Here is a 21200-nt window from a genome sequence, read left to right on the forward strand (position 1 = left end):
CCTCTCATCGCCACGCCGCATGCCAGAGGGCGTGTTGTCGCGCATTGACGCTTTCGGCAAACCCCCTGTCGTTTTTGCATCGGGGCGTCACTGGGCACAGGCATATGCTGGCCCCAAAGCGCCGGCAGAAGGTTTGGCGCAGCCCAACTCAATAAAAGGGGACAGCCTGATGAGCCCAGCCGAACTTCACGCCGACAGCATCGTCATCGACGGCCTGATCATTGCCAAGTGGAACCGCGAGCTGTTCGAAGACATGCGCAAAGGCGGGCTGACTGCGGCCAACTGCACGGTGTCGGTCTGGGAAGGGTTCAAGGCAACCGTCGACAACATCGCCGCCAGCCAGAAGCTGATCCGCGACAACAGCGACCTGGTGATGCCGGTGCGCACCACCGCCGACATCCGCAAGGCCAAGGAACTGGGCAAGACCGGCATCCTCTTCGGTTTCCAGAACGCCCATGCGTTCGAAGACCAGATTGCCTACGTGGACGTGTTCAAGCAGCTGGGCGTGGGTATCGTGCAGATGTGCTACAACACCCAGAACCTGGTGGGTACCGGTTGCTACGAGCGTGACGGCGGCCTGTCGGGCTTCGGCCGCGAAATCGTGGCGGAAATGAACCGCGTCGGCATCATGTGCGACCTGTCCCACGTGGGTTCCAAAACCTCTGAAGAAGTCATCCTCGAATCGAAAAAGCCGGTGTGCTACTCCCACTGCCTGCCCTCGGGCCTGAAGGAGCACCCGCGCAACAAGTCGGACGAAGAGCTGAAGTTCATCGCCGACCACGGCGGCTTCGTTGGCGTGACCATGTTCGCGCCGTTCCTGGCCAAGGGCATCGACTCCACCATCGACGACTACGCCGAAGCCATCGAGTACACCATGAACATCGTGGGTGAAGACGCCATCGGTATCGGTACCGACTTCACCCAGGGCCACGGCCAGGACTTCTTCGAGTACCTGACCCACGACAAGGGCTACGCCCGTCGCCTGACCAACTTCGGCAAGATCATCAACCCGCTCGGCATCCGCACTGTCGGCGAGTTCCCCAACCTCACCGAAACCCTGCTCAAGCGCGGCCATTCCGAGCGCGTGGTACGCAAGATCATGGGCGAGAACTGGGTCAACGTCCTCAAGGACGTCTGGGGCGAGTAAGCCGCTCTCCAAGCCTGATAGCCCCTGCCAGCAACGCCGGGGCACCCACATAAAAATTTTATGGAGTTGAGTTTCCATGGCCAAGATCGCCCCGCAATTGCCAATCGAAGTCGACAGCGAGACCGGTGTCTGGACCAGCGACGCCCTGCCGATGCTGTACGTACCGCGCCATTTCTTCGTCAACAACCACATTGGCATCGAGGAAGTGCTGGGCGCCGACGCCTACGCCGAAATCCTCTACAAGGCCGGCTACAAGTCCGCCTGGCACTGGTGTGAAAAAGAAGCCGAATGCCATGGCCTGGAAGGCGTGGCGGTGTTCGAGCACTACATGAAGCGCCTGAGCCAGCGTGGCTGGGGCCTGTTCGAAATCCAGGACATCGATCTGGACAAAGGCACCTGCAGCGTCAAGCTTAAGCACTCTGCGTTCGTGTACGTCTATGGCAAGTGCGGCCGCAAGGTCGACTACATGTTCACCGGCTGGTTCGCCGGCGCCATGGACCAGATTCTCGCTGCCCGCGGCAGCAAGATCCGCACCGTGGCCGAGCAGGTCTACGGCGGGTCGGAAGAAGGCCACGAAGATGGCCTGTTCGTTACAAAGCCGTTGTAAGCCGGAGATAGCGTCATGGCATTCGAAGCAATGTTCCAGCCGATCCAGATCGGCAAACTGACCATCCGCAACCGCGTGCTCAGCACTGCGCACGCCGAGGTCTACGCCACTGACGGCGGCATGACGACCGACCGCTACGTGAAGTATTACGAAGAAAAGGCCAAGGGCGGTATCGGCCTGGCGATCTGCGGTGGTTCGTCCGTGGTGGCCATCGACAGCCCGCAAGAGTGGTGGGCTTCGGTCAACCTGTCGACCGACCGCATCATCCCGCACTTCCAGAACCTGGCCGACGCCATGCACAAGCATGGCGCCAAGATCATGATCCAGATTACCCACATGGGCCGTCGCTCGCGCTGGGACGGCTTCAACTGGCCGACCCTGATGTCGCCGTCGGGTATCCGTGAACCCGTGCACCGTGCCACCTGCAAAACCATCGAGGTGGAAGAGATCTGGCGGGTGATCGGCAACTACGCGCAAGCGGCACGTCGCGCCAAAGAAGGCGGCCTGGACGGCGTGGAACTGTCGGCGGTGCACCAGCACATGATCGACCAGTTCTGGAGTCCGCGTGTCAACAAGCGTACCGACGAGTGGGGTGGCACCTTCGAAGGCCGCATGAAGTTCGGCCTGGAAGTGCTCAAGGCCGTGCGTGCCGAGGTCGGTGACGACTTCTGCGTGGGCATGCGTATCTGCGGTGACGAGTTCCACCCCGATGGCCTCAGCCACGAAGACATGAAGCAGATCGCCGCGTACTACGACGCCACCGGCATGCTCGACTTCATCGGCGTGGTCGGCTCGGGTTGCGACACCCACAACACCCTGGCCAACGTTATCCCCAACATGAGCTACCCGCCGGAGCCGTTCCTGCACCTGGCGGCTGGCATCAAGGAAGTGGTCAAGGTCCCGGTGCTGCACGCGCAGAACATCAAGGACCCGAACCAGGCCACACGCATTCTGGAAGGCGGCTACGTGGACATGGTCGGCATGACCCGTGCGCACATGGCCGACCCGCACCTGATCGCCAAGATCAAGATGGGCCAGATCGACCAGATCAAGCAGTGCGTCGGTGCCAACTACTGCATCGACCGCCAGTACCAGGGCCTGGATGTGCTGTGCATCCAGAACGCCGCGACCTCCCGCGAATACATGGGCGTGCCGCACATCATCGAGAAAACCACCGGCGTGAAGCGCAAGGTGGTCGTGGTTGGCGCTGGCCCTGCCGGTATGGAAGCTGCCCGGGTCGCGGCCGAACGTGGCCACGACGTGACCCTGTTCGAGAAGAAGGACCAGATTGGCGGGCAGATCACCATCGCCGCCAAGGCACCGCAGCGTGACCAGATTGCCGGTATCACCCGCTGGTACCAGCTGGAGCTGGCCCGCCTGAAAGTCGACCTGCGCCTGGGCACCGCGGCGGACGTGGCCACCATCCAGGACCTGCGCCCGGACGTGATCGTGCTGGCAGTGGGCGGCCATTCGTTCCTGGAGCAGAACGAACACTGGGGCGCTGCCGAAGGGCTGGTGGTCAGCAGCTGGGACGTGCTCGACGGCAAGGTTGCGCCGGGCAAGAACGTGCTGGTGTACGACACCATCTGCGAATTCACCGGCATGTCGGTGGCCGACTTCATCGCTGACAAGGGCAGCCAGGTGGAAATCGTCACTGACGACATCAAGCCGGGCGTGGCCATGGGCGGTACTACGTTCCCGACCTACTACCGCAGCATGTACCCCAAAGAAGTGATCATGACCGGCGACATGATGCTGGAAAAGGTCTACCGCGAAGGCGACAAGCTGGTGGCGGTGCTGGAGAACGAATACACCGGCGCCAAGGAAGAACGCGTGGTCGACCAGGTGGTAGTGGAAAACGGCGTGCGCCCTGACGAGCAGCTGTATTACGCCCTGAAGGAAGGTTCGCGCAACAAAGGCCAGATCGACGTGGAGGCGCTGTTCGCCATCAAGCCACAGCCGATTCTCAGCCAGCCGGGCGAAGGCTACCTGCTGTATCGCATTGGCGACTGCGTGGCCCAGCGCAACGTGCACGCGGCGATCTACGACGCCTTGCGCCTGTGCAAGGACTTCTGATCGCACCGCCTCTCTAGAGGCGGGACTGGCCCCCCTGTAGGAGCGAGCGTAGCTCGCGATGGCGTCAGCCTTGGCACCCGGGTTGTCTGATCGGGCGCTATCGCGAGCTTCGCTCGCTCCTACAGGGGTCCGCGCCGGCCTTTGGGGCGGCGCAAGAATTCAGCTGTTGTTGTGGGAGCCTCCCATGTTGAACACCCTTCTACCCATCCTGCTGTTCGCTGCCCTTGGCCTGGCAGTGCTCGGCGCCCTGCGCCGGGTGCGCATGTGGCGGCGTGGCCGGCCAAGCAAGGTCAACCTGATCGGCGGCCTGCTGGCCATGCCGCGCCGCTACCTGGTGGACTTGCACCACGTGGTCGAGCGCGACAAGTACATGTCCAAGACCCACGTGGCCACCGCAGGCGGCTTCGTACTGTCGGCCGTGCTGGCTATTGTGGTGCACGGTTTTGGCCTGCAAAGCAAAATCCTCGGCTACGCGTTGCTGGTGGCCACGGTGATCATGTTCAGTGGCGCCATCTTTGTCTTCAAGCGCCGCCTCAACCCGCCTTCGCGCCTGTCCAAAGGCCCGTGGATGCGTCTGCCGAAGAGCCTGATGGCGTTCGCCGTGAGCTTCTTCATCGCCACCTTGCCGGTCGCTGGCATCCTGCCTGCCAACACCGGTGGCTGGGTGATGGTCGGCATCCTTGGCCTGGGCGTGCTGTGGGGCGTATCGGAGCTGTTCTTCGGCATGACCTGGGGCGGCCCGATGAAACACGCCTTCGCCGGTGCCCTGCACCTGGCCTGGCACCGCCGCGCCGAACGTTTCGGGGGAGGCCGTTCCACCGGCCTCAAGCCGCTGGACTTGGAAGACCCGAACGCGCCGCTGGGCGTTGAAAAACCGGCGGACTTCACCTGGAACCAGCTGCTGGGCTTCGACGCCTGCGTGCAGTGCGGTAAATGTGAAGCCATGTGTCCGGCCTTTGCCGCCGGCCAGCCGCTGAACCCGAAAAAACTCATCCAGGACATGGTCATCGGCCTGGCCGGTGGCACCGACGCCCAGTTCGCCGGCAGCCCGTACCCGGGCAAGCCGATTGGCGAACACGGCGGCCACCCGCACCAGCCGATCGTCAATGGCCTGGTCGATGCCGAAACGCTGTGGTCTTGCACCACTTGCCGTGCCTGCGTCGAGGAATGCCCGATGATGATCGAGCACGTCGATGCCATCGTCGACATGCGCCGCCACCTCACCCTGGAAAAAGGCGCTACCCCGAACAAGGGCGCCGAGGTGCTGGACAACCTGATTGCCACCGACAACCCTGGCGGCTTCGCCCCTGGCGGGCGCATGAACTGGGCGGCCGACCTCAACCTGAAGCTGTTGTCCGAGGTGAAAACCACCGAAGTGCTGTTCTGGGTCGGTGATGGTGCCTTCGACATGCGCAACCAGCGCACCCTGCGTTCGTTTGTCAAAGTGCTCAAGGCTTCGGGCGTGGACTTTGCCGTGCTCGGCCTGGAAGAACGTGACAGCGGCGACGTCGCCCGCCGTCTGGGCGATGAAGCGACCTTCCAGCAACTGGCCAAACGCAATATCCAGACCCTGGCCAAGTACAAGTTCCAGCGCATCGTCACCTGCGACCCGCACAGCTTCCATGTGCTGAAGAACGAATACGATGCATTGGGCGGCGAGTACCAGGTGCAGCACCACAGCACCTACATCGCCGAACTGATCGCGGCCAACAAGCTCAACCTTGGCCAGCACAAGGGTGGCAGCGTCACCTACCACGACCCGTGCTACCTGGGTCGTTACAACGGCGAGTACGAAGCCCCGCGTGAAGTGCTCAAGGCGTTGGGTATCGAAGTGCGCGAGATGCAACGTTCGGGCTTCCGTTCCCGTTGCTGCGGCGGCGGTGGCGGTGCGCCGATCACCGATATCCCGGGCAAGCAGCGCATCCCCGACATGCGCATGGACGACATCCGCGAAACCGAGGCCGAGCTGGTGGCTGTGGGTTGCCCGCAGTGCACCGCCATGCTCGAAGGTGTGGTCGAACCGCGCCCACAGATCAAGGACCTGGCCGAGCTGGTGGCCGACGTGCTGATCGAAGAGGACGCACCCTCTGCCCCAAAGCCGCAAGCGGCCAAACGTGAACCTGCGGAGGTGCACTGATGAGCGACATTATCCGCCGCGACCCACGCGCCGAGTGGATCGCCCGTAACCGCCTGCACCCGCTGCACGCGGCCATGCAAACACAACAGACCAGCTGGATGGGGCCCAACGGCCTCATCCGCAAGAACCCCCATGCGATTACCGCAGGTTTTATCGGCCCGGCCGGCATCAAGCGCATCGACCGCAGCGGCGCCCAGCAGGGCACCGGTGTGGGCGGGCGGCGCACGGCGGCAGCCGAAGTCAAATTGCCGCTGCACCAGGTGCCGGCGCCGGCGTTCTACATTGCCGTGGTGCCCGACATGGTCGGTGGCCGCCTCAGCAGCCACGACCGCGACCTGCTTGGTCTGGCCCACAGCCTGGCTGGCAGCGATGGTGCGGTGTTGGCGGTGGTGTTCAACGAACACAAGGAAAGCAACTTTTCCACAGCCGGCGTCGACCGCCTGCTGGTCATCGAAGGCGAAGCATTCGAGGGTTATGCACCGGAGCAACTGGTGCAGGGCTTGCGGGCTGTGGATAACCAGTTCACCCCGCGCCACTGGCTGCTGCCCGACAGCCGCGCCGGTGGCGGGGAGCTGGGCCGGCGCCTGGGCGCGGCACTGGGCGAACGCCCGGCGACGCGGGTGTGGCAGGTCAAGGATGGCCAGTGCATCGGCCGTGCCGGTGCCGGCCAGCAAGACCTGCAGCGCGCCGTGCCACGCTTGATCCTGGCCGCAGCCGAATGCGCCGAGCCGGTCAGCGAAACCCGTCACGAAGCGCTGCCGGTGGAGTTGTCCACAAGCGTGGCGCGCAGCCTCTCGCGCATTGAAGACCTCGGCTCGGTGGCCGTGGACCCGGCCACCATTGCCATGGCCGAAGCCGAATTCATCGTCTCGGGCGGCAACGGGGTCAAGGACTGGGACCTGTACCACAAGGCTACCGCGGCCCTTGGCGCCACCGAAGGCGCCTCGCGGGTGGCGGTGGACGACGGCTTCATGCCGCGCAACCGCCAGGTGGGTGCTACCGGTACCTGGGTGACCGCGCGGGTTTATGTGGCTGTGGGTATCTCGGGCGCGATCCAGCACCTGCAGGGCATTGGCGCCTGCGACAAGGTGGTGGCGATCAACATGGACCCTGGCTGCGACATGATCAAACGGGCCGACCTGTCGGTGATTGGCGACAGCTCGGCGATTCTCAAGGCACTGATCGAGGCTGTGGACAACTTCCGCAGCGGCGGCCAGCGCGACGCGGCATAAGGGCACGAGCATGAGTACGAAAGTGATCAGCCTGGTTTCCATCGGTGCCCACCCAAGCTCCGGCCGCGCCCGCCGCGCCGAGCAGGATGCCCGTGCTGTGGAACTGGGGTTGCAGCTGGCTGGGGATAACTTGCAAGTGGTGCATGCCGGCGACCCGCGCGAAGAGGCGCTGCGCGCTTATCTGGGCATGGGCCTGGACCACCTGGACGTGCTGGAGCAACCGGCTGGCGCCGATGTGCTGGGCGTGCTCGGGGATTACCTGCGCGACGCTGGGGCGCAGCTGGTGCTGACCGGCAGCCAGGCAGAGACGGGTGAGGGGTCGGGTATGTTGCCCTTCCTGCTGGCAGAAAAGCTCGGCTGGCCATTGATTGTGGGGTTGGCCGAGGTGGAGTCGATCGACAATGGCACCGCCCAGGTGCTGCAAGCGTTGCCACGTGGTCAGCGGCGCCGGCTGAAAGTGCGCCTGCCGTTCTTGGCCACTGTGGACAACGCAGCGCCCAAGCCGCGCCAGAGTGCCTTCGGGCCGGCGCGCCGGGGTGTGCTAGCGGCACGCAACGTGGCCATCGTCGAAGACGAACTGCTGGCTGAAGCCGAACTGCAACCGGCGCGCCCGCGGCCCAAGCGGCTGAAGGTGATCAAGGCCAAGAGTGGTGCCGACCGGATGAAGGCCGCGACGGCCAAGGCCAGTGGCGGCGGCGGCAAGGTGCTGAAGGATGTTTCGCCACAGGAAGGTGCCGAGGCCATTCTCAAGCTGTTGGTGGAAGAGGGCGTACTTCGCTGAAGTTGAAGGGATGTAGGTCACCCTGTGGGAGCGGGTTTGCCCGCGAAGAACCTGACGCAGTGCATGGCACCGGCTTGGCCGGTGTTCGCGGGCAAGCCCGCTCCCACAGGGATTGCGCAAACCTTCACCCGTTTTTGTCTGACCAATCGCTATCGCTTCACCACATTGAACGCCCAACAGCCCAGCGCCTCGCTCACAGGATCGAATAACACCCGCTCCCCCTTCGACAACACCACATTCACTGCGGCGCAGCGCAAAACCAGGTAATCCCTACGCTGCCCTTTGCTGCTGATCACCCCAATCCCCCGCTTTTCATCGAATCACTTCACAGTGCCCTCCTGGCGGCTGTGCATAAGTCACTCCTGAGTAATGCCAAAGTAGTGGCTACTACCCAATCACCTCACTGGATTTGGCGGAACTGGCAGAAATACCAGGTACGCGTTTGTTTTGCCCACGGAATCTGTTCGTCAAGGTGTGGATAAAGTGTTGGCGCATGGCTGGGGGCCATGTAATACGGGCTGTGCAAGGTTTTGGTTGAAAAATGATCACCCTCCAATCTGGATGGTGGGAGCAGCAGGCTCCTTACCTAGATAAATTTGCCCACATCCGTTGTTAGTCGGTCTGTGGATAATATGTTTGTCCTTCGCTGAAAGCTTTGAATTTTCTGACGTGGATGAAATTGAGCATTTTTTGATCAGGTACCCTCCAAGTCTCTGTAACACTTGGAATTTCAAGCTTCAGGGGACTTTTCCACAGCCTGCTTCGATTCGGACTGTTCTTTCCCACATTCTTTGTTGGTGTCTCTGTGGACAAAGTGTTCGTATTGATCGCTAGGCCTCTACCCATGGGGCTTCCAGTATTTTGATCAAAAAATCGACAACCCATGGACACAAACAACCAGTCTATTGTGCAGCCCTTTTTTAACGGGCCTTTGGATTGGCCTGTGGACAAAATACTCTTTGTCACCTGTCATTTTTGCCAGTTTCTAATCGGTGTCAGGGCTACTAGCGTTCCATCAATGGTTTTGGAGGGCTACGTCATGAGTTTTGCACGCTTGTTAGCAACTGATCTGCAGCGTTCTGTCCTCATGGATTCGGTCGATACCGGGAGGGCATACACAGCCTATGGGGAGGCTGCCATCCAGGGTGGTCCGATGAGTGCTTTCTGCGGTGAGCCGAGAGATAGCCTGACGGGTTGTTACCACCTAGGGAATGGCCATCGTCAGTTCAATCCTGGGATCATGCGCTTTCACGGGGCAGATGCATTGAGCCCGTTCGGTGAGGGCGGCCTCAATGCGTACAACTACTGTGGTGCCGATCCGGTGAACCATGTTGATCCCAGTGGCAAAGTGCCGATACCGCTGGTGCAACGCGCACTGACTACGGCGCTACATGTTGTCTCGCCTACGGCGCTCATGATTGGTCCAACGCCGAAAGGGGGGCTTGCGGTTAATGCCACCCGGCTAGCATTGCTCGGGTCTACCACCACTGTAGTGGGGGCTGGGCTTGGTTTTGCCGGGGTCACGGTAGCCCCTTATGTTTCTGCAGCTGGAACCACCCTGCTGCTTGCGGGTGGGGGGACTCGCGTGGTCAAGGCACTCTGGGACAATCGATCGGCGATCTGGCAGGGCGTCAATAAAAACGTTAGCTCGAATCTTAGAACGATTTTCAAGGGACGAGTCGAGAAGAAAAAGGACAAGAAAACGCCACCAAACAGCCCCGAAAAAAAACCGAAGGTGTCGGTTTATTCGGTCGAGAATGAAGTCGCCAGGAAGGATTCCACCTCGAAGGGTTCACCTAATATATTTTCATCTACGGATGAGGTAGTGAATATTCGGGGCGGAATGTGAGAATAACCAAGCCTGTGAGTTACCCACAGGCTTGGTTGGCGCACATTATTGTGCCTGCACTTCCTTAAGATACGCCGCAGGCTCCGCCCCAAGATTATTCAGCATCCGCCCGCTGTACCAGTCAATGAAGTTCACCACACCAAACTCGTAAGTCTTCGAGTAAGGCCCAGGCTGATACGCTGTGGAGTTGATCCCACGCTGGTTCTCTTCCGCCAGACGGCGGTCCTGGTCGTTGGTGGCGTCCCACACCTTGCGCATACGCTCCGGGTCGTAGTCCACGCCTTCCACGGCGTCCTTGTGCACCAGCCACTTGGTGGTGACCATGGTCTCTTGAGCGCTGATCGGCCACACGGTGAACACGATCATGTGGTCGCCCATGCAGTGGTTCCACGAGTGCGGCAGGTGCAGGATGCGCATCGAGCCCAGGTCCGGGTTCTTGATGCGACCCATCAGCTTCTGGCAGGCCTGCTTGCCATCCATGGTCATCGATACCGTGCCCTTGAGCAGCGGCATGCGCACGATGCGGTTACGCAGGCCGTGGCTCTTGTGCAGGTACGGAATTTTCTCGGCTTCCCACGCAGCTGCCGAGGCGGCCACGTGGTCCTTGAATTCCTGGCTGGCGCGCGGGTCGTTGGTGTCGTCCCACTCCAGCAGGGTTTGCAGCAGCTCCGGGTGCGAACCGCTGCAGTGGTAGCACTCGCGGTTGTTTTCCAGCACCAGCTTCCAGTTGGCCTTTTCCATCAAGGTGGTTTGCACCGCCACCTTGGTGTTCTCCATGTCGTACGGTTCCATGTAGTGTTCCAGGGTGGCCAGGAACTCGTCGATGGCAGGCGGGTTTTCCGCCAGGCTGATGAAGATGTAGCCGCCGGCCACCTTCACGCTCACCGGCTTTAGGCCGTACTGCTTCATGTCGAAGTCGGCGCCCATTTCGGTGCCGGCGAACAGCAGGCGGCCGTCCAGCTCGTAGGTCCACTGGTGGTAATGGCACACCAGCTTGGCCACTTTGCCCTTGTCGCTGACGCACAAACGCGAACCGCGGTGGCGGCAGACGTTGTGGAAAGCGTGCACTTTACCTTCGGCGCCACGCACCACCAGGATCGGGTTGTTGCCGATCTGCAGGGTGATGTAGTTGCCTTTCGCCGGAATTTCGCAAGTCATGCCGGCGATCAGCCATTCTTTCTGGAAGATCTCCTGCATGTCGATCTGGAACAGACGCTCGTCGGTGTAGAAAGGCTGGGGCAGCGAGTAGGTGCGCTCGCGGGTCTGCAGCATCTCGGCGGTGGCCTTGCGTGCAGGTTCCAGTGGATCGCCCAGGCTCAGGGTTGCGGTGACGTCCATCGTGTATTCCTCGGGGCCGTGTGCGGCCGGCAAAAGGTGGCTAATCGTTGTTGTTGCCGCAAGGCTGCTCTCACGGCTCTTTGTTTCAACAGCAGGCTAGTTGTTTTGCCGTGGAGTGTGCGTCCGAAGCCGCCGCGAACCGTATCCATGGGCGACATGGCCGATGTGAATAACGACGCCCCAGCCCTTGTAGCGCGGGGCTGGTCGCGATAAGCACGCCGATGTCGCTGGCAGGAATGTGCATCGCCCTCGGCTTGCGCATTATCCAAGCCATAAAAAGCCCAATAGTCGGCTGCTGGAGATGAACATGTCCGATACCTTCCTCAATCCGGTCACCACCCAGACCTGGGCCAACGGCCGCCACATCGTGCGCTGCGTCAAGGTCATCCAGGAGACCTGGGACGTGCGCACTTTCTGCTTCATGGCCGATCAGCCGATCATGTTCTTCTTTAAACCCGGGCAGTTCGTCACCCTGGAGCTGGAGATCGAAGGCAAGCCGGTGATGCGTTCCTACACCATCTCCAGTTCACCGTCGGTGCCCTACAGCTTCTCGATCACCGTCAAGCGTGTGCCGGGCGGCCTGGTGTCCAATTTCCTGCACGACACCATGCACGAAGGCGCCGAGCTGCCGGTGCATGGCCCGGTGGGGCTGTTCAACGCCATCGATTTTCCTGCAGGCAAGGTGTTGTACCTGTCGGGCGGCGTGGGCATTACCCCAGTCATGTCGATGGCACGTTGGTTCTACGACACCAACGCCAACGTCGACATGGTATTCGTGCACAGTGCCCGCTCGCCGAAGGACATCATCTACCACCGCGAGCTGGAACAGATGGCGTCGCGAATCCCCAACTTCAGCCTGCACATCATTTGCGAGAAGCATGGCCTGGGCGAGCCGTGGGCGGGGTATCGCGGTTACCTGAACCAGCGCCTGATGGAGCTGATTGCCCCGGACTACATGGACCGTGTGGTGTTCTGCTGCGGCCCGACGCCCTACATGACGGCGGTCAAGCGCATGCTCGAAGCGGTCGGCTTCGACATGAAGAACTACCACGAGGAGTCGTTCGGCGCGACACCGGCCGAGGCCAAGGCCGATGCAGTGGAGCACGCCGAGCAGGCGGCCGATGCACCGGAGCTGGATGTTTCCGACCTCAATCTGGTGGAGTTCATCGGCAGCGAGAAAAGCATCCGCGTCGCCCCGGGCGAGACCGTGCATGCGGCGGCGGCCAAGGTTGGCTTGATGATCCCGAAAGCCTGCGGCATGGGCATTTGCGGCACCTGCAAGGTGCTCAAGCTGGGTGGTGAGGTGGCGATGGAGCACAACGGCGGCATTACCGAAGAGGATGAAGCCGAGGGATATATCCTGTCGTGCTGCAGCGTGCCGAAAGGGGATGTGCGGATCGACTATTGAGCTCAAGCTTCAAGCTTCAAGAAAAAGCAGGCCTGTGCGCGGCCTGCTTTTTCTTATGGCTTATAGCTTGAAGCTTGTAGCTCCTTTTCAGGTGCGGAAACGGGCTACCAGGCCATTGAGGTCCACGGCCAACCGCGACAATTCGGCACTCGCCGCACTGGTCTGATGTGCCCCGGTTGCACTCTGCACCGACAGGTCATTGATGTTCACCAGGTTGCGGTCCACTTCCCGCGCCACCTGCGCCTGTTCTTCCGCCGCGCTGGCAATCACCAGGTTGCGCTCGTTGATCTGCGCCACCGCCCCGGCAATGGTATCCAGCGCCATGCCCGCACCACGGGCGATGTTCAGGGTGGATTCGGCGCGTTCGGTGCTGGTGCGCATCGACTCCACCGCTTCTTCCGTACCGCCCTGGATGCTGCCGATCATGCGCTCGATTTCGCTGGTCGACTGCTGGGTACGGTGGGCCAGCGCACGCACTTCATCTGCCACAACGGCAAAACCACGGCCCGCCTCACCGGCTCGCGCTGCTTCGATGGCAGCGTTCAGCGCCAGCAGGTTGGTCTGATCTGCCAGGCCACGGATCACGTCGAGTACCTTGCCGATGTCACGCGACTGTTCGGCCAGGTGGGTAATCAGTTTGGCAGTGGCTTGCACATCACCGCTCATGCGCTCGATGGCACCCACGGTTTCCATCACCAGGTCACGACCGTCGCCGGTGGAGCGGCTGGCTTCACTGGACGCTTCAGAAGTGCTCACGGCATTGCGCGCCACTTCTTCGACAGCGCTGGTCATTTCAGTAACGGCTGTGGCGGCCTGTTCAATCTCGTTGTTCTGCTGTTGCAAGCCACGGGCACTTTCGTCGGTGACGGCATTCAGCTCTTCGGCTGCTGAGGCCAGCTGCGTGGCCGAGCCGGCAATCTGCTGCAGGGTGTCGCGCAGTTTGTCCTGCATGCGGGCCATGGCGCGCAGCAGCCGGGCGGCTTCGTCGGTGCCTTCGGCGCGGATGATGTGGGTCAGGTCACCGTCGGCGACCTGCTCGGCGCTCTTGAGCGCTTCCTCGATCGGTTTGACGATGCTGCGAGTCAGCAGGAAGGCGCAGGCGAAGGTCAGCACGGTTGCGGCTACCAGCAGGCCGATCACCAGGGCAAAAGCCGCCGCGTACTGGTTGGCAGCCTTCTCGTTGGTGGCGCGGGTCTGGTCGGTGTTGATGCGCACCAGGGTGTCCATGACCTTGTTGATCTGCTCGGAGTTGGCCAGCAGATCGCGGTTCAGCAGGTCGCGCAGTTCGTCCAGGCGGTCGGCCTGGCTCAGGGTGCGCATGCGCGACTCCAGCTGGCGGTACTGGTTGAGCAACTGGCCATACTGGTCGAACGCGGCCTGTTCGTCGGCGGCGCCGATCATCGGCAGGTAGGCCTGGCGTGCGCGGTCGATCTGGCTGTTGCGCTGGTCCAGCAGGTTGAGGGTGTCGCGCTGGGTGTCCGGCTCGCGGTTGAGCAGCAGGCGGTAGGAGAGGGTGCGCATGCGCAGGTTCAGCGCGGTGAGCTCGTCGAGGATCTTGATGCTGGGCACGCTGACCTGCTCGATAGCCACGCCGGCCTGGCGGATGTTGCCCATCTGTATCAGCGAGAAGACACCAAGGCCAAGCATCAGCAGGCCGATCAGCGCGAAGCCCAGCAGCGCGCGCGGGGCAATGTTCATGTTGCGTAGAGACATGGAGAGGAGGGTCCAGGCAAGGGGAAGTAAGGTGCGCAGAGTGCGACAAAACATGACTTGCCGGGCTATCGGTCGTGACTGGCCAGTCTTGAGTGCGACCGGTGAAAATTGTGAGGGGGCTAACCTTTTCCTGACCGGCGGTTGACGCAGGTCGGAACAAGGGGGCCGTTACCCTGTCAATCTGCGGGTTCGACACCTTATGAATCTGATATTTAATGGCGATGGGCGGCACTTTTCTTTATCGTGTGCGCCCCTCGCAACAACCTGAGATAGACCCATGCTGGAAGCTTCCCTGAATCAAATCGAGCAACTGGTCAGCGACCTGATGCAGAAAAACGCTCAACTCACCGAGCAGAACGCTACCCTCGGCACGCAATTGGCGCAGGCCAAGGAAGAGAACGAAACCCTGCAACTGTCGCTGATGGAGCAGGAAGAGAAAAACGGCAGCACCGCCGCCCGCCTGCAGGCCCTGGTTGAGCGCGCCAGCGCTGTCGGCGCATGAGATTGCACGAGCAGCCGGTCAATGTCGTGTCGATTCTCGGCATCGACTATTCGATCAAGGCGCCAGAGGGCCAGGAAGAAACCCTGGCTCAGGCGGTGCGGATGCTCAACACCGCCCTGAACGAGACCAAGCGTCAGTATCCGACCCTGATCGGTGACAAACTGCTGGTGCTGGCTGCCCTTAACCTGTGCTCCAGGCAGGTTGAACTGCAGAAAGAACACCAGCAAACCCTGGCACGTACCCAGGCGCAGATCGACGCCACGGTGGACGCCATCGTGCGGACCATTGCCGAGCAATAAAGCCTTGCACCGCCCCCTGTGGGAGCGGGTTCACCCGCGAATGCGATGCTGAATGCATTGACGCATTCGCGGGCAAGCCCGCTCCCACAGGGAACATCTGATTGCTTCAGATCACTGGATTAACTGGATACGCAAGTGTATACACTTCTCGCAAAACAATAATGTGCGGGGAGTAGGGCATGCGTATCTGGCGTAAAAGCATCCAGTGGCAGTTGATCACCAGCATGGGCGCCGCCCTGCTGGCCAGCATCCTGGTGGTGGTCATCATTTTCACCGTGGCGCTCAATCGCCTCACCGATCGCTACCTGGTCGACACTGCGCTGCCAGCCAGCATCGAAGCCATCCGCAACGACATCGAGCGCATGCTCGGCCAGCCGCTGGTAGCTGCTGCAGACATTGCCGGCAACACCCTGCTGCGCGACTGGCTGGCTGCTGGCGAAGACCCCGCCCAGGCCCCGCAATTCATCGAATACCTGGCCGCCGCCAAGCAGCGCAACAAGGCTTTCACCACCCTGTTTGCCTCGACCGAAACCGGCCACTATTACAACGAGAATGGCCTGGACCGCACCCTCAGCCGCAGCAACCCCAAGGACAAGTGGTTTTACGGCTACATCGACAGCGGCGCCGAGCGGTTCATCAACATCGACATCGATGGTGCCACTGGGGAGCTGGCGTTGTTCATCGACTACCGCGTGGAAAAGCACGGCCAACTGGTGGGCGTGGCCGGCATGGGCCTGCGCATGACCGAGCTGTCGAAGCTGATTCACGACTTCAGTTTCGGCGAACACGGCAAAGTATTTCTGGTGCGTAACGATGGCTTGATCCAGGTGCATCCGGACGCTGCCTTCAGTGGCAAGCGCCAACTTGCCGAGCAGCTTGGCGCGGACGCAGCCAAGGGTGTCATGACGGGAAGCGAAGGCCTGCGCAGCAGCCGCTTCAGCCGTGACGGCGAACGCTACCTGGCGCTTGGTTTGCCCCTGCGCGACCTCAACTGGACCCTGGTGGCCGAAGTGCCAGAGTCGGAAATCTACGCGCAAATGCACCAGGCCGTCTGGCTGACCAGTCTGATCGGTGGTGCTGTAGCGTTGGTGTCGCTGCTGTTGGTGGTGCTACTGGCGCGTGGTCTGGTGCGGCCGATCCGCCGCGTTACCGCGGCACTGGTGCAAATCGGCAGCGGCGGGGGCGACCTCAGCCATCGTCTGGATGGCACGCGCCAGGACGAACTGGGTGACCTGGCCCGTGGCTTCAATCGCTTCCTCGACAGCCAGCGCAGCCTGATTGGTGAGGTGTTGCAGACGTCCGAACGGCTGCACAGGGCGGTTGAGCAGGTGACCCAGGTGGTGGACAACACCGCCGAGCGTTCCGGGCGGCAGCAGGAAATGACCGAGATGGTTGCCACCGCTGTGCACGAGATGGGCCTGACGGTGCAGGACATAGCCCGCAATGCCGGTGATGCAGCGCAGGCCTCGCAGTCGGCACGGGACGAGGCCTTGCAGGCGCGTGAGGTGGTGCAACGCTCGATTCGTGGTATCGAGGGCATGTCGGGCGACATCGGCAAGGCAGCTGATGCAGTTAGCCAGTTGGCCGATGAAGTCGCCTCAATCGATGAAGTTCTCGCGGTAATCCGCAGTATTTCCGAACAGACCAATTTGCTGGCGCTGAATGCTGCCATCGAGGCTGCACGGGCAGGGGAGATGGGGCGTGGGTTTGCCGTGGTGGCGGACGAAGTGCGCACACTGGCCCGGCGCACGCAGCTGTCTACTGACGAAGTGCAGCAGATGATCCAGCGCCTGAAGCAGGGTGCGGGTTCGGCGGTGAATTCGATGCAAGCGGGGCAGCAGGCGACTGGCAGTGGTGTGGCATCAAGCCAGCGCACCGGGGCTTCGCTGGGGGCGATTACTGACCAGGTAGAGCACATCAGCGACATGAACCATCAGGTGGCTACGGCGACGGAAGAGCAGTCTGCGGTGACTGAAGAAATCAACCGCACGGTGCAGGGGATTTCAGATCTGGCGCGGGAGACGGCTGCCGAAGTTCAGGGCTGTCGCGAGGAATGCCAGGCGTTGCGTGGGCTGGCGGATGACCTGGCGCGGCAGATGGGGGGATTCAAGCTTTAGATCGGTGTTGGATGCATCGCGAGCTGCGCTCGCTCCTACAGGGGAATGCGTATCCTCGTAGGAGCGAGCGCAGCTCGCGATGCGGTGGGTCAGGCGCCGATGATGCTGCGGATATCCGCCGCCAGCTCGCGCACCCGCTCTTCCTCGGTATCCCAAGAACACATGAACCGCGCCCCGCCGCTGCCAATAAAGGTATAGAACCGCCACCCCTTGCCTCGCAGCGCTTCAATCGCAGGCTCCGGCATCTGCAGAAACACCCCGTTGGCCTCCACCGGGAACATCAGTTCCACACCTGGCAAGTCACTCACCAACGACGCCAGCAACTGCGCGCAATGGTTGGCGTGATTGCCATGGCGTAACCAGGCGCCATCTTCCAGCAGGCCCACCCACGGTGCCGACAGGAAGCGCATCTTAGAGGCCAGTTGCCCGGCCTGCTTGCAGCGGTAGTCGAAGTCTTCGGCCAGCTGGCGGTTGAAGAACAGAATCGCCTCACCCACGGCCATGCCGTTCTTGGTGCCGCCAAAGCACAGCACATCTACACCAGCTTTCCAGGTCAGCTCGGCCGGGCTGCAGCCGAGAAACGCGCAGGCATTGGTAAAGCGCGCGCCGTCCATGTGCAGGTTGAGGCCCAGCTCCTTGCAGGTGGCGCTGATCGCTTTGAGCTCATCTGGGCGATAAACGGTGCCTACTTCGGTGGCTTGGGTAATGGTGACCACCCGCGGCTTGGGGTAGTGGATATCTTGGCGTTTGAGGGCCACTTCACGGATGGATTCCGGCGTCAGCTTGCCGTTGACGCTGGCCGCCGTCAGCAGCTTGGAACCGTTGGAGAAGAACTCCGGCGCACCGCATTCGTCGGTCTCGACGTGGGCGGTCTCGGAGCAGATGACGCTGTGGTAGCTCTGGCACAGCGAGGCCAGGGCCAGGGAGTTGGCAGCGGTACCGTTGAAGGCGAAGAACACCTCGCAGTCGGTTTCGAACAGGTTGCGGAAGTATTCCGAGGCGCGCTCGGTCCACTGGTCGTCGCCGTAGGCGCGATCGTGGCCGTGGTTGGCCTTTTCCATTGCTGCCCAGGCTTCGGGGCAGATGCCGGAATAGTTGTCGCTGGCGAATTGTTGGCTCTTATCTGTCATGACACGGTCCTGTGAACGACGCAGAACAGCACTCTAAACCATCGATTCAGCAGTTGCCTATACAAGCTGTGCACAGGCTCGATTTTGGGTTGTCGGTGGTGGCCTTTTCGCGGGCAAGCCCGCTCCCACAGGGGTAGCACAAACCTTCAGATCGCCGCCGTACCTGTGCGAGCGGGCTTGCCCGCGAAGAGGCCGCCAGCAGCAGCAAAAAAACGAATGTCGTAAACGCGCCATTGCAAGGCGTGCGCAGGCATCTGACCCACCCCGACCAGTCATAACATCGCCACAAAGGGCCAGAGTGCCCCACGACAAAAAACGATCGCTGCCGGGAGATACACGATGTTCAGCAAGCAAGACCAGATCCAGGGTTACGACGACGCACTGCTGGCGGCGATGAATGCCGAAGAACAGCGCCAGGAAGATCACATCGAGCTGATCGCCTCGGAGAACTACACCAGCAAGCGCGTCATGCAGGCCCAAGGCAGCGGCCTGACCAACAAGTACGCCGAAGGCTACCCGGGCAAGCGCTACTACGGTGGCTGCGAGCACGTGGACAAGGTAGAAGCCCTGGCCATCGAACGCGCCAAGCAGCTGTTCGGCGCCGACTACGCCAACGTCCAGCCGCACTCCGGCTCGTCGGCCAACGGCGCTGTCTACCTGGCCCTGCTGCAGGCCGGCGACACCATCCTCGGCATGAGCCTGGCCCACGGCGGCCACCTGACCCACGGCGCCAAAGTGTCGTCCTCGGGCAAACTGTACAACGCTGTTCAGTACGGCATCGACACCAACACCGGCCTGATCGACTACGACGAAGTCGAGCGCCTGGCCGTCGAGCACAAACCGAAAATGATCGTTGCCGGCTTCTCGGCCTACTCCAAAACCCTCGACTTCCCACGCTTCCGCGCCATTGCCGACAAGGTCGGTGCGCTGCTGTTCGTCGACATGGCCCACGTAGCCGGCCTGGTTGCCGCTGGCCTGTACCCGAACCCGATCCCGTTCGCCGACGTGGTGACCACCACCACCCACAAGACCCTGCGCGGCCCACGTGGTGGCCTGATCCTGGCCAAGTCGAACGAAGAGATCGAAAAAAAGCTGAACGCCGCCGTATTCCCGGGCGCCCAGGGCGGCCCGCTGATGCACGTGATCGCCGCCAAGGCCGTGTGCTTCAAGGAAGCACTGGAGCCAGGCTTCAAGGCGTACCAGCAACAAGTGATCGAAAACGCCCAGGCCATGGCCCAGGTGTTCATCGACCGTGGCTATGACGTGGTTTCCGGTGGTACCGACAACCACCTGTTCCTGGTCAGCCTGATTCGCCAGGGCCTCACCGGCAAAGACGCCGACGCCGCCCTGGGCCGCGCGCACATCACTGTCAACAAGAATGCCGTGCCGAACGACCCGCAGTCGCCGTTCGTCACCTCGGGCCTGCGCATCGGCACCCCGGCCGTCACCACCCGTGGCTTTAAGGTTGCCCAGTGTGTGGCCCTGGCCGGCTGGATCTGCGACATCCTCGACAACCTCGGTGATGCAGACGTCGAAGCCGATGTGGCGAAGAACGTCGCGGCCCTGTGCGCCGATTTCCCTGTTTACCGCTGAGTGGAGTAAACGACCATGCAACGCTACTCGGGCTTCGGCCTTTTCAAACACTCCCTCAGCCACCACGAAAACTGGCAGCGCATGTGGCGCACGCCCACCCCTAAAAAGGTGTACGACGTGGTTATCGTCGGCGGTGGCGGCCATGGCCTGGCCACGGCCTATTACCTGGCCAAAGAGCACGGCATCACCAACGTCGCCGTGATTGAGAAGGGCTACCTGGGCGGCGGCAACACCGCCCGTAACACCACCATCGTGCGTTCCAACTACCTGTGGGACGAGTCGGCGCACCTGTACGAGCACGCCATGAAGCTGTGGGAAGGCCTGTCCCAGGACCTGAACTACAACGTCATGTTCTCCCAGCGCGGTGTGTACAACCTGTGCCACACCCTGCAGGACATGCGTGACTCCGAGCGCCGCGTCAGCGCCAACCGCCTGAACGGCGTGGATGGCGAGCTGCTGAACACCGCCCAGGTTGCCGCAGAAATCCCGTACCTGGACTGCTCCAAGAACACCCGCTACCCGATCCTGGGCGCCACCGTACAGCGCCGTGGCGGCGTGGCCCGTCACGACGCCGTGGCCTGGGGCTTCGCCCGTGCTGCCGACGCCCTGGGCGTTGACCTGATCCAGCAAACCGAAGTGATCGGCTTCCGCAAGGAAAACGGCGCGGTTATCGGTGTGGAAACAAACAAAGGCTTCATCGGCGCCAAGCGCGTCGGCGTGGTCACCGCCGGTAACTCCGGGCACATGGCCAAGCTGGCCGGCTTCCGCCTGCCGCTGGAATCGCACCCGCTGCAAGCGCTGGTATCCGAGCCGATCAAGCCGATCATCGACAGCGTGATCATGTCCAACGCCGTACACGGCTACATCAGCCAGTCCGACAAGGGCGACCTGGTGATCGGTGCCGGCATCGACGGCTGGGTCGGCTACGGCCAGCGCGGTTCGTACCCGGTGATCGAGCACACCCTGCAGGCCATCGTCGAAATGTTCCCCAACCTGTCGCGTGTTCGCATGAACCGCCAGTGGGGCGGCATCGTGGATACCTCGCCGGACGCCTGCCCGATCATCACCAAGACCCCGGTCAAGAACATGTTCTTCAACTGCGGTTGGGGTACTGGCGGCTTCAAGGCGACCCCGGGTTCGGGCAACGTCTTCGCCGCGAGCCTGGCCAAGGGCGAAATGCACCCACTGGCCGCGCCGTTCTCCATGGACCGTTTCTACAACGGCGCACTGATCGACGAACACGGCGCCGCCGCCGTCGCCCACTAACCGGA

Annotated in this window: 17 protein-coding genes and 1 pseudogene; 15 read left to right on the top strand and 3 right to left on the bottom strand. The window is 61.9% G+C overall.

Features of this window, described 5'->3' with window-relative positions:
• Positions 1 to 169 precede the first annotated feature (169 nt).
• The 8 genes from ACF8MI_RS05720 to ACF8MI_RS05755 all read left to right on the top strand — a co-directional run bounded on the left by ACF8MI_RS05720 (position 170) and on the right by ACF8MI_RS05755 (position 9829).
• Complete coding sequence (locus ACF8MI_RS05720; protein WP_003257506.1) at positions 170 to 1147, top strand: dipeptidase; 978 nt, start codon at positions 170 to 172, stop codon at positions 1145 to 1147.
• Between the two features lie 76 nt (positions 1148 to 1223).
• Positions 1224 to 1754, top strand: a complete 531-nt coding sequence (locus ACF8MI_RS05725) for a DUF5943 domain-containing protein (protein ID WP_008091518.1) — start codon at positions 1224 to 1226, stop codon at positions 1752 to 1754.
• Between the two features lie 15 nt (positions 1755 to 1769).
• On the top strand, positions 1770 to 3830 hold the full coding sequence (dgcA, locus tag ACF8MI_RS05730) for a dimethylglycine demethylation protein DgcA (RefSeq protein WP_019096852.1): 2061 nt from the start codon (positions 1770 to 1772) through the stop codon (positions 3828 to 3830).
• A 184-nt stretch (positions 3831 to 4014) separates the two neighbouring features.
• Positions 4015 to 5967, top strand: coding sequence for a dimethylglycine demethylation protein DgcB (dgcB, locus tag ACF8MI_RS05735; protein WP_200928997.1), 1953 nt, complete (start codon positions 4015 to 4017; stop codon positions 5965 to 5967).
• The gene (locus ACF8MI_RS05740) at positions 5967 to 7199 is read left to right on the top strand and encodes an electron transfer flavoprotein subunit alpha/FixB family protein (protein ID WP_060499143.1); all 1233 of its coding nucleotides are present in this window, start codon (positions 5967 to 5969) and stop codon (positions 7197 to 7199) included. Before dgcB ends, ACF8MI_RS05740 begins: the two co-directional genes overlap by 1 nt.
• 10 nt (positions 7200 to 7209) lie before the next feature.
• Positions 7210 to 7980 carry an electron transfer flavoprotein subunit beta gene (locus tag ACF8MI_RS05745; protein WP_200928998.1) on the top strand — a complete coding sequence of 257 codons (771 nt, stop codon included), beginning with the start codon at positions 7210 to 7212 and terminating at the stop codon, positions 7978 to 7980.
• Between the two features lie 36 nt (positions 7981 to 8016).
• Positions 8017 to 8247 carry a hypothetical protein gene (locus ACF8MI_RS05750; protein WP_200928999.1) on the top strand — a complete coding sequence of 77 codons (231 nt, stop codon included), beginning with the start codon at positions 8017 to 8019 and terminating at the stop codon, positions 8245 to 8247.
• Between the two features lie 616 nt (positions 8248 to 8863).
• Positions 8864 to 9829, top strand: a complete 966-nt coding sequence (locus tag ACF8MI_RS05755; protein ID WP_186723141.1) for an RHS repeat-associated core domain-containing protein — start codon at positions 8864 to 8866, stop codon at positions 9827 to 9829.
• A gap of 45 nt (positions 9830 to 9874) precedes the next feature.
• Here ACF8MI_RS05755 and gbcA read toward each other — a convergent pair whose 3' ends face one another.
• Complete coding sequence (gene gbcA / locus ACF8MI_RS05760) at positions 9875 to 11167, bottom strand: glycine-betaine demethylase subunit GbcA (protein ID WP_060499140.1); 1293 nt, start codon at positions 11165 to 11167, stop codon at positions 9875 to 9877.
• A gap of 307 nt (positions 11168 to 11474) precedes the next feature.
• Between gbcA and gbcB the strand changes: the two genes are divergently transcribed.
• The gene (gene gbcB, locus ACF8MI_RS05765) at positions 11475 to 12575 is read left to right on the top strand and encodes a glycine-betaine demethylase subunit GbcB (RefSeq protein ID WP_060499139.1); all 1101 of its coding nucleotides are present in this window, start codon (positions 11475 to 11477) and stop codon (positions 12573 to 12575) included.
• Positions 12576 to 12662: 87 nt separating this feature from the next.
• Here the strand turns inward: gbcB and ACF8MI_RS05770 are convergent, their stop codons facing one another.
• Positions 12663 to 14288 (bottom strand): methyl-accepting chemotaxis protein, encoded by a 1626-nt coding sequence (locus ACF8MI_RS05770; protein ID WP_104833584.1) that lies wholly within the window; start codon positions 14286 to 14288, stop codon positions 12663 to 12665.
• Between the two features lie 277 nt (positions 14289 to 14565).
• On the opposite strand from ACF8MI_RS05770, the gene ACF8MI_RS05775 reads away from it, so the two are divergent.
• From ACF8MI_RS05775 to ACF8MI_RS05790, 4 genes and pseudogenes are all read left to right on the top strand, one after another.
• A complete protein-coding gene (locus ACF8MI_RS05775; protein ID WP_060499137.1) occupies positions 14566 to 14790 on the top strand; it encodes a hypothetical protein in 225 nt (74 codons plus the stop codon).
• Positions 14787 to 15089, top strand: coding sequence for a cell division protein ZapA (locus ACF8MI_RS05780; RefSeq protein ID WP_060499136.1), 303 nt, complete (start codon positions 14787 to 14789; stop codon positions 15087 to 15089). The genes ACF8MI_RS05775 and ACF8MI_RS05780 overlap by 4 nt, the downstream gene beginning before the upstream one ends.
• 224 nt (positions 15090 to 15313) lie before the next feature.
• Positions 15314 to 16342, top strand: a pseudogene (gene mcpH / locus ACF8MI_RS05785) (methyl-accepting chemotaxis protein McpH); the annotation flags it as partial.
• A gap of 135 nt (positions 16343 to 16477) precedes the next feature.
• Positions 16478 to 17206 carry a methyl-accepting chemotaxis protein gene (locus ACF8MI_RS05790; RefSeq protein ID WP_376753282.1) on the top strand — a complete coding sequence of 243 codons (729 nt, stop codon included), beginning with the start codon at positions 16478 to 16480 and terminating at the stop codon, positions 17204 to 17206.
• 89 nt (positions 17207 to 17295) lie between these two features.
• Here the strand turns inward: ACF8MI_RS05790 and ACF8MI_RS05795 are convergent, their stop codons facing one another.
• Complete coding sequence (locus ACF8MI_RS05795) at positions 17296 to 18336, bottom strand: low specificity L-threonine aldolase (RefSeq protein ID WP_060499134.1); 1041 nt, start codon at positions 18334 to 18336, stop codon at positions 17296 to 17298.
• A gap of 339 nt (positions 18337 to 18675) precedes the next feature.
• Between ACF8MI_RS05795 and ACF8MI_RS05800 the strand changes: the two genes are divergently transcribed.
• Both ACF8MI_RS05800 and ACF8MI_RS05805 read left to right on the top strand, forming a co-directional pair.
• Positions 18676 to 19929: a serine hydroxymethyltransferase gene (locus ACF8MI_RS05800; RefSeq protein WP_003255681.1), complete on the top strand. Its 1254-nt coding sequence runs from the start codon at positions 18676 to 18678 to the stop codon at positions 19927 to 19929.
• 15 nt (positions 19930 to 19944) lie between these two features.
• Entirely contained in the window at positions 19945 to 21195 is a 1251-nt protein-coding gene (locus ACF8MI_RS05805) for a sarcosine oxidase subunit beta family protein (RefSeq protein ID WP_003255680.1), read from the top strand.
• Positions 21196 to 21200: the final 5 nt, after the last annotated feature.

The organism is Pseudomonas sp. yb_9 (genome assembly GCF_043103635.1).
GTDB classification, from domain to species: domain Bacteria; phylum Pseudomonadota; class Gammaproteobacteria; order Pseudomonadales; family Pseudomonadaceae; genus Aquipseudomonas; species Aquipseudomonas monteilii.

Excerpts from the sequence above, each read along its gene's own strand:
- ACF8MI_RS05720 (WP_003257506.1), top strand. The coding sequence starts at position 170 with ATGAGCCCAGCCGAACTTCACGCCGACAGCATCGTCATCGACGGCCTG.
- ACF8MI_RS05725 (WP_008091518.1), top strand. The coding sequence starts at position 1,224 with ATGGCCAAGATCGCCCCGCAATTGCCAATCGAAGTCGACAGCGAGACC.
- dgcA (WP_019096852.1), top strand. The coding sequence starts at position 1,770 with ATGGCATTCGAAGCAATGTTCCAGCCGATCCAGATCGGCAAACTGACC.
- dgcB (WP_200928997.1), top strand. The coding sequence starts at position 4,015 with ATGTTGAACACCCTTCTACCCATCCTGCTGTTCGCTGCCCTTGGCCTG.
- ACF8MI_RS05740 (WP_060499143.1), top strand. The coding sequence starts at position 5,967 with ATGAGCGACATTATCCGCCGCGACCCACGCGCCGAGTGGATCGCCCGT.
- ACF8MI_RS05745 (WP_200928998.1), top strand. The coding sequence starts at position 7,210 with ATGAGTACGAAAGTGATCAGCCTGGTTTCCATCGGTGCCCACCCAAGC.
- ACF8MI_RS05755 (WP_186723141.1), top strand. The coding sequence starts at position 8,864 with ATGGACACAAACAACCAGTCTATTGTGCAGCCCTTTTTTAACGGGCCT.
- gbcA (WP_060499140.1), bottom strand. The coding sequence starts at position 11,167 with ATGGACGTCACCGCAACCCTGAGCCTGGGCGATCCACTGGAACCTGCA.
- gbcB (WP_060499139.1), top strand. The coding sequence starts at position 11,475 with ATGTCCGATACCTTCCTCAATCCGGTCACCACCCAGACCTGGGCCAAC.
- ACF8MI_RS05770 (WP_104833584.1), bottom strand. The coding sequence starts at position 14,288 with ATGTCTCTACGCAACATGAACATTGCCCCGCGCGCGCTGCTGGGCTTC.
- ACF8MI_RS05775 (WP_060499137.1), top strand. The coding sequence starts at position 14,566 with ATGCTGGAAGCTTCCCTGAATCAAATCGAGCAACTGGTCAGCGACCTG.
- ACF8MI_RS05780 (WP_060499136.1), top strand. The coding sequence starts at position 14,787 with ATGAGATTGCACGAGCAGCCGGTCAATGTCGTGTCGATTCTCGGCATC.
- ACF8MI_RS05790 (WP_376753282.1), top strand. The coding sequence starts at position 16,478 with ATGGTTGCCACCGCTGTGCACGAGATGGGCCTGACGGTGCAGGACATA.
- ACF8MI_RS05795 (WP_060499134.1), bottom strand. The coding sequence starts at position 18,336 with ATGACAGATAAGAGCCAACAATTCGCCAGCGACAACTATTCCGGCATC.
- ACF8MI_RS05800 (WP_003255681.1), top strand. The coding sequence starts at position 18,676 with ATGTTCAGCAAGCAAGACCAGATCCAGGGTTACGACGACGCACTGCTG.
- ACF8MI_RS05805 (WP_003255680.1), top strand. The coding sequence starts at position 19,945 with ATGCAACGCTACTCGGGCTTCGGCCTTTTCAAACACTCCCTCAGCCAC.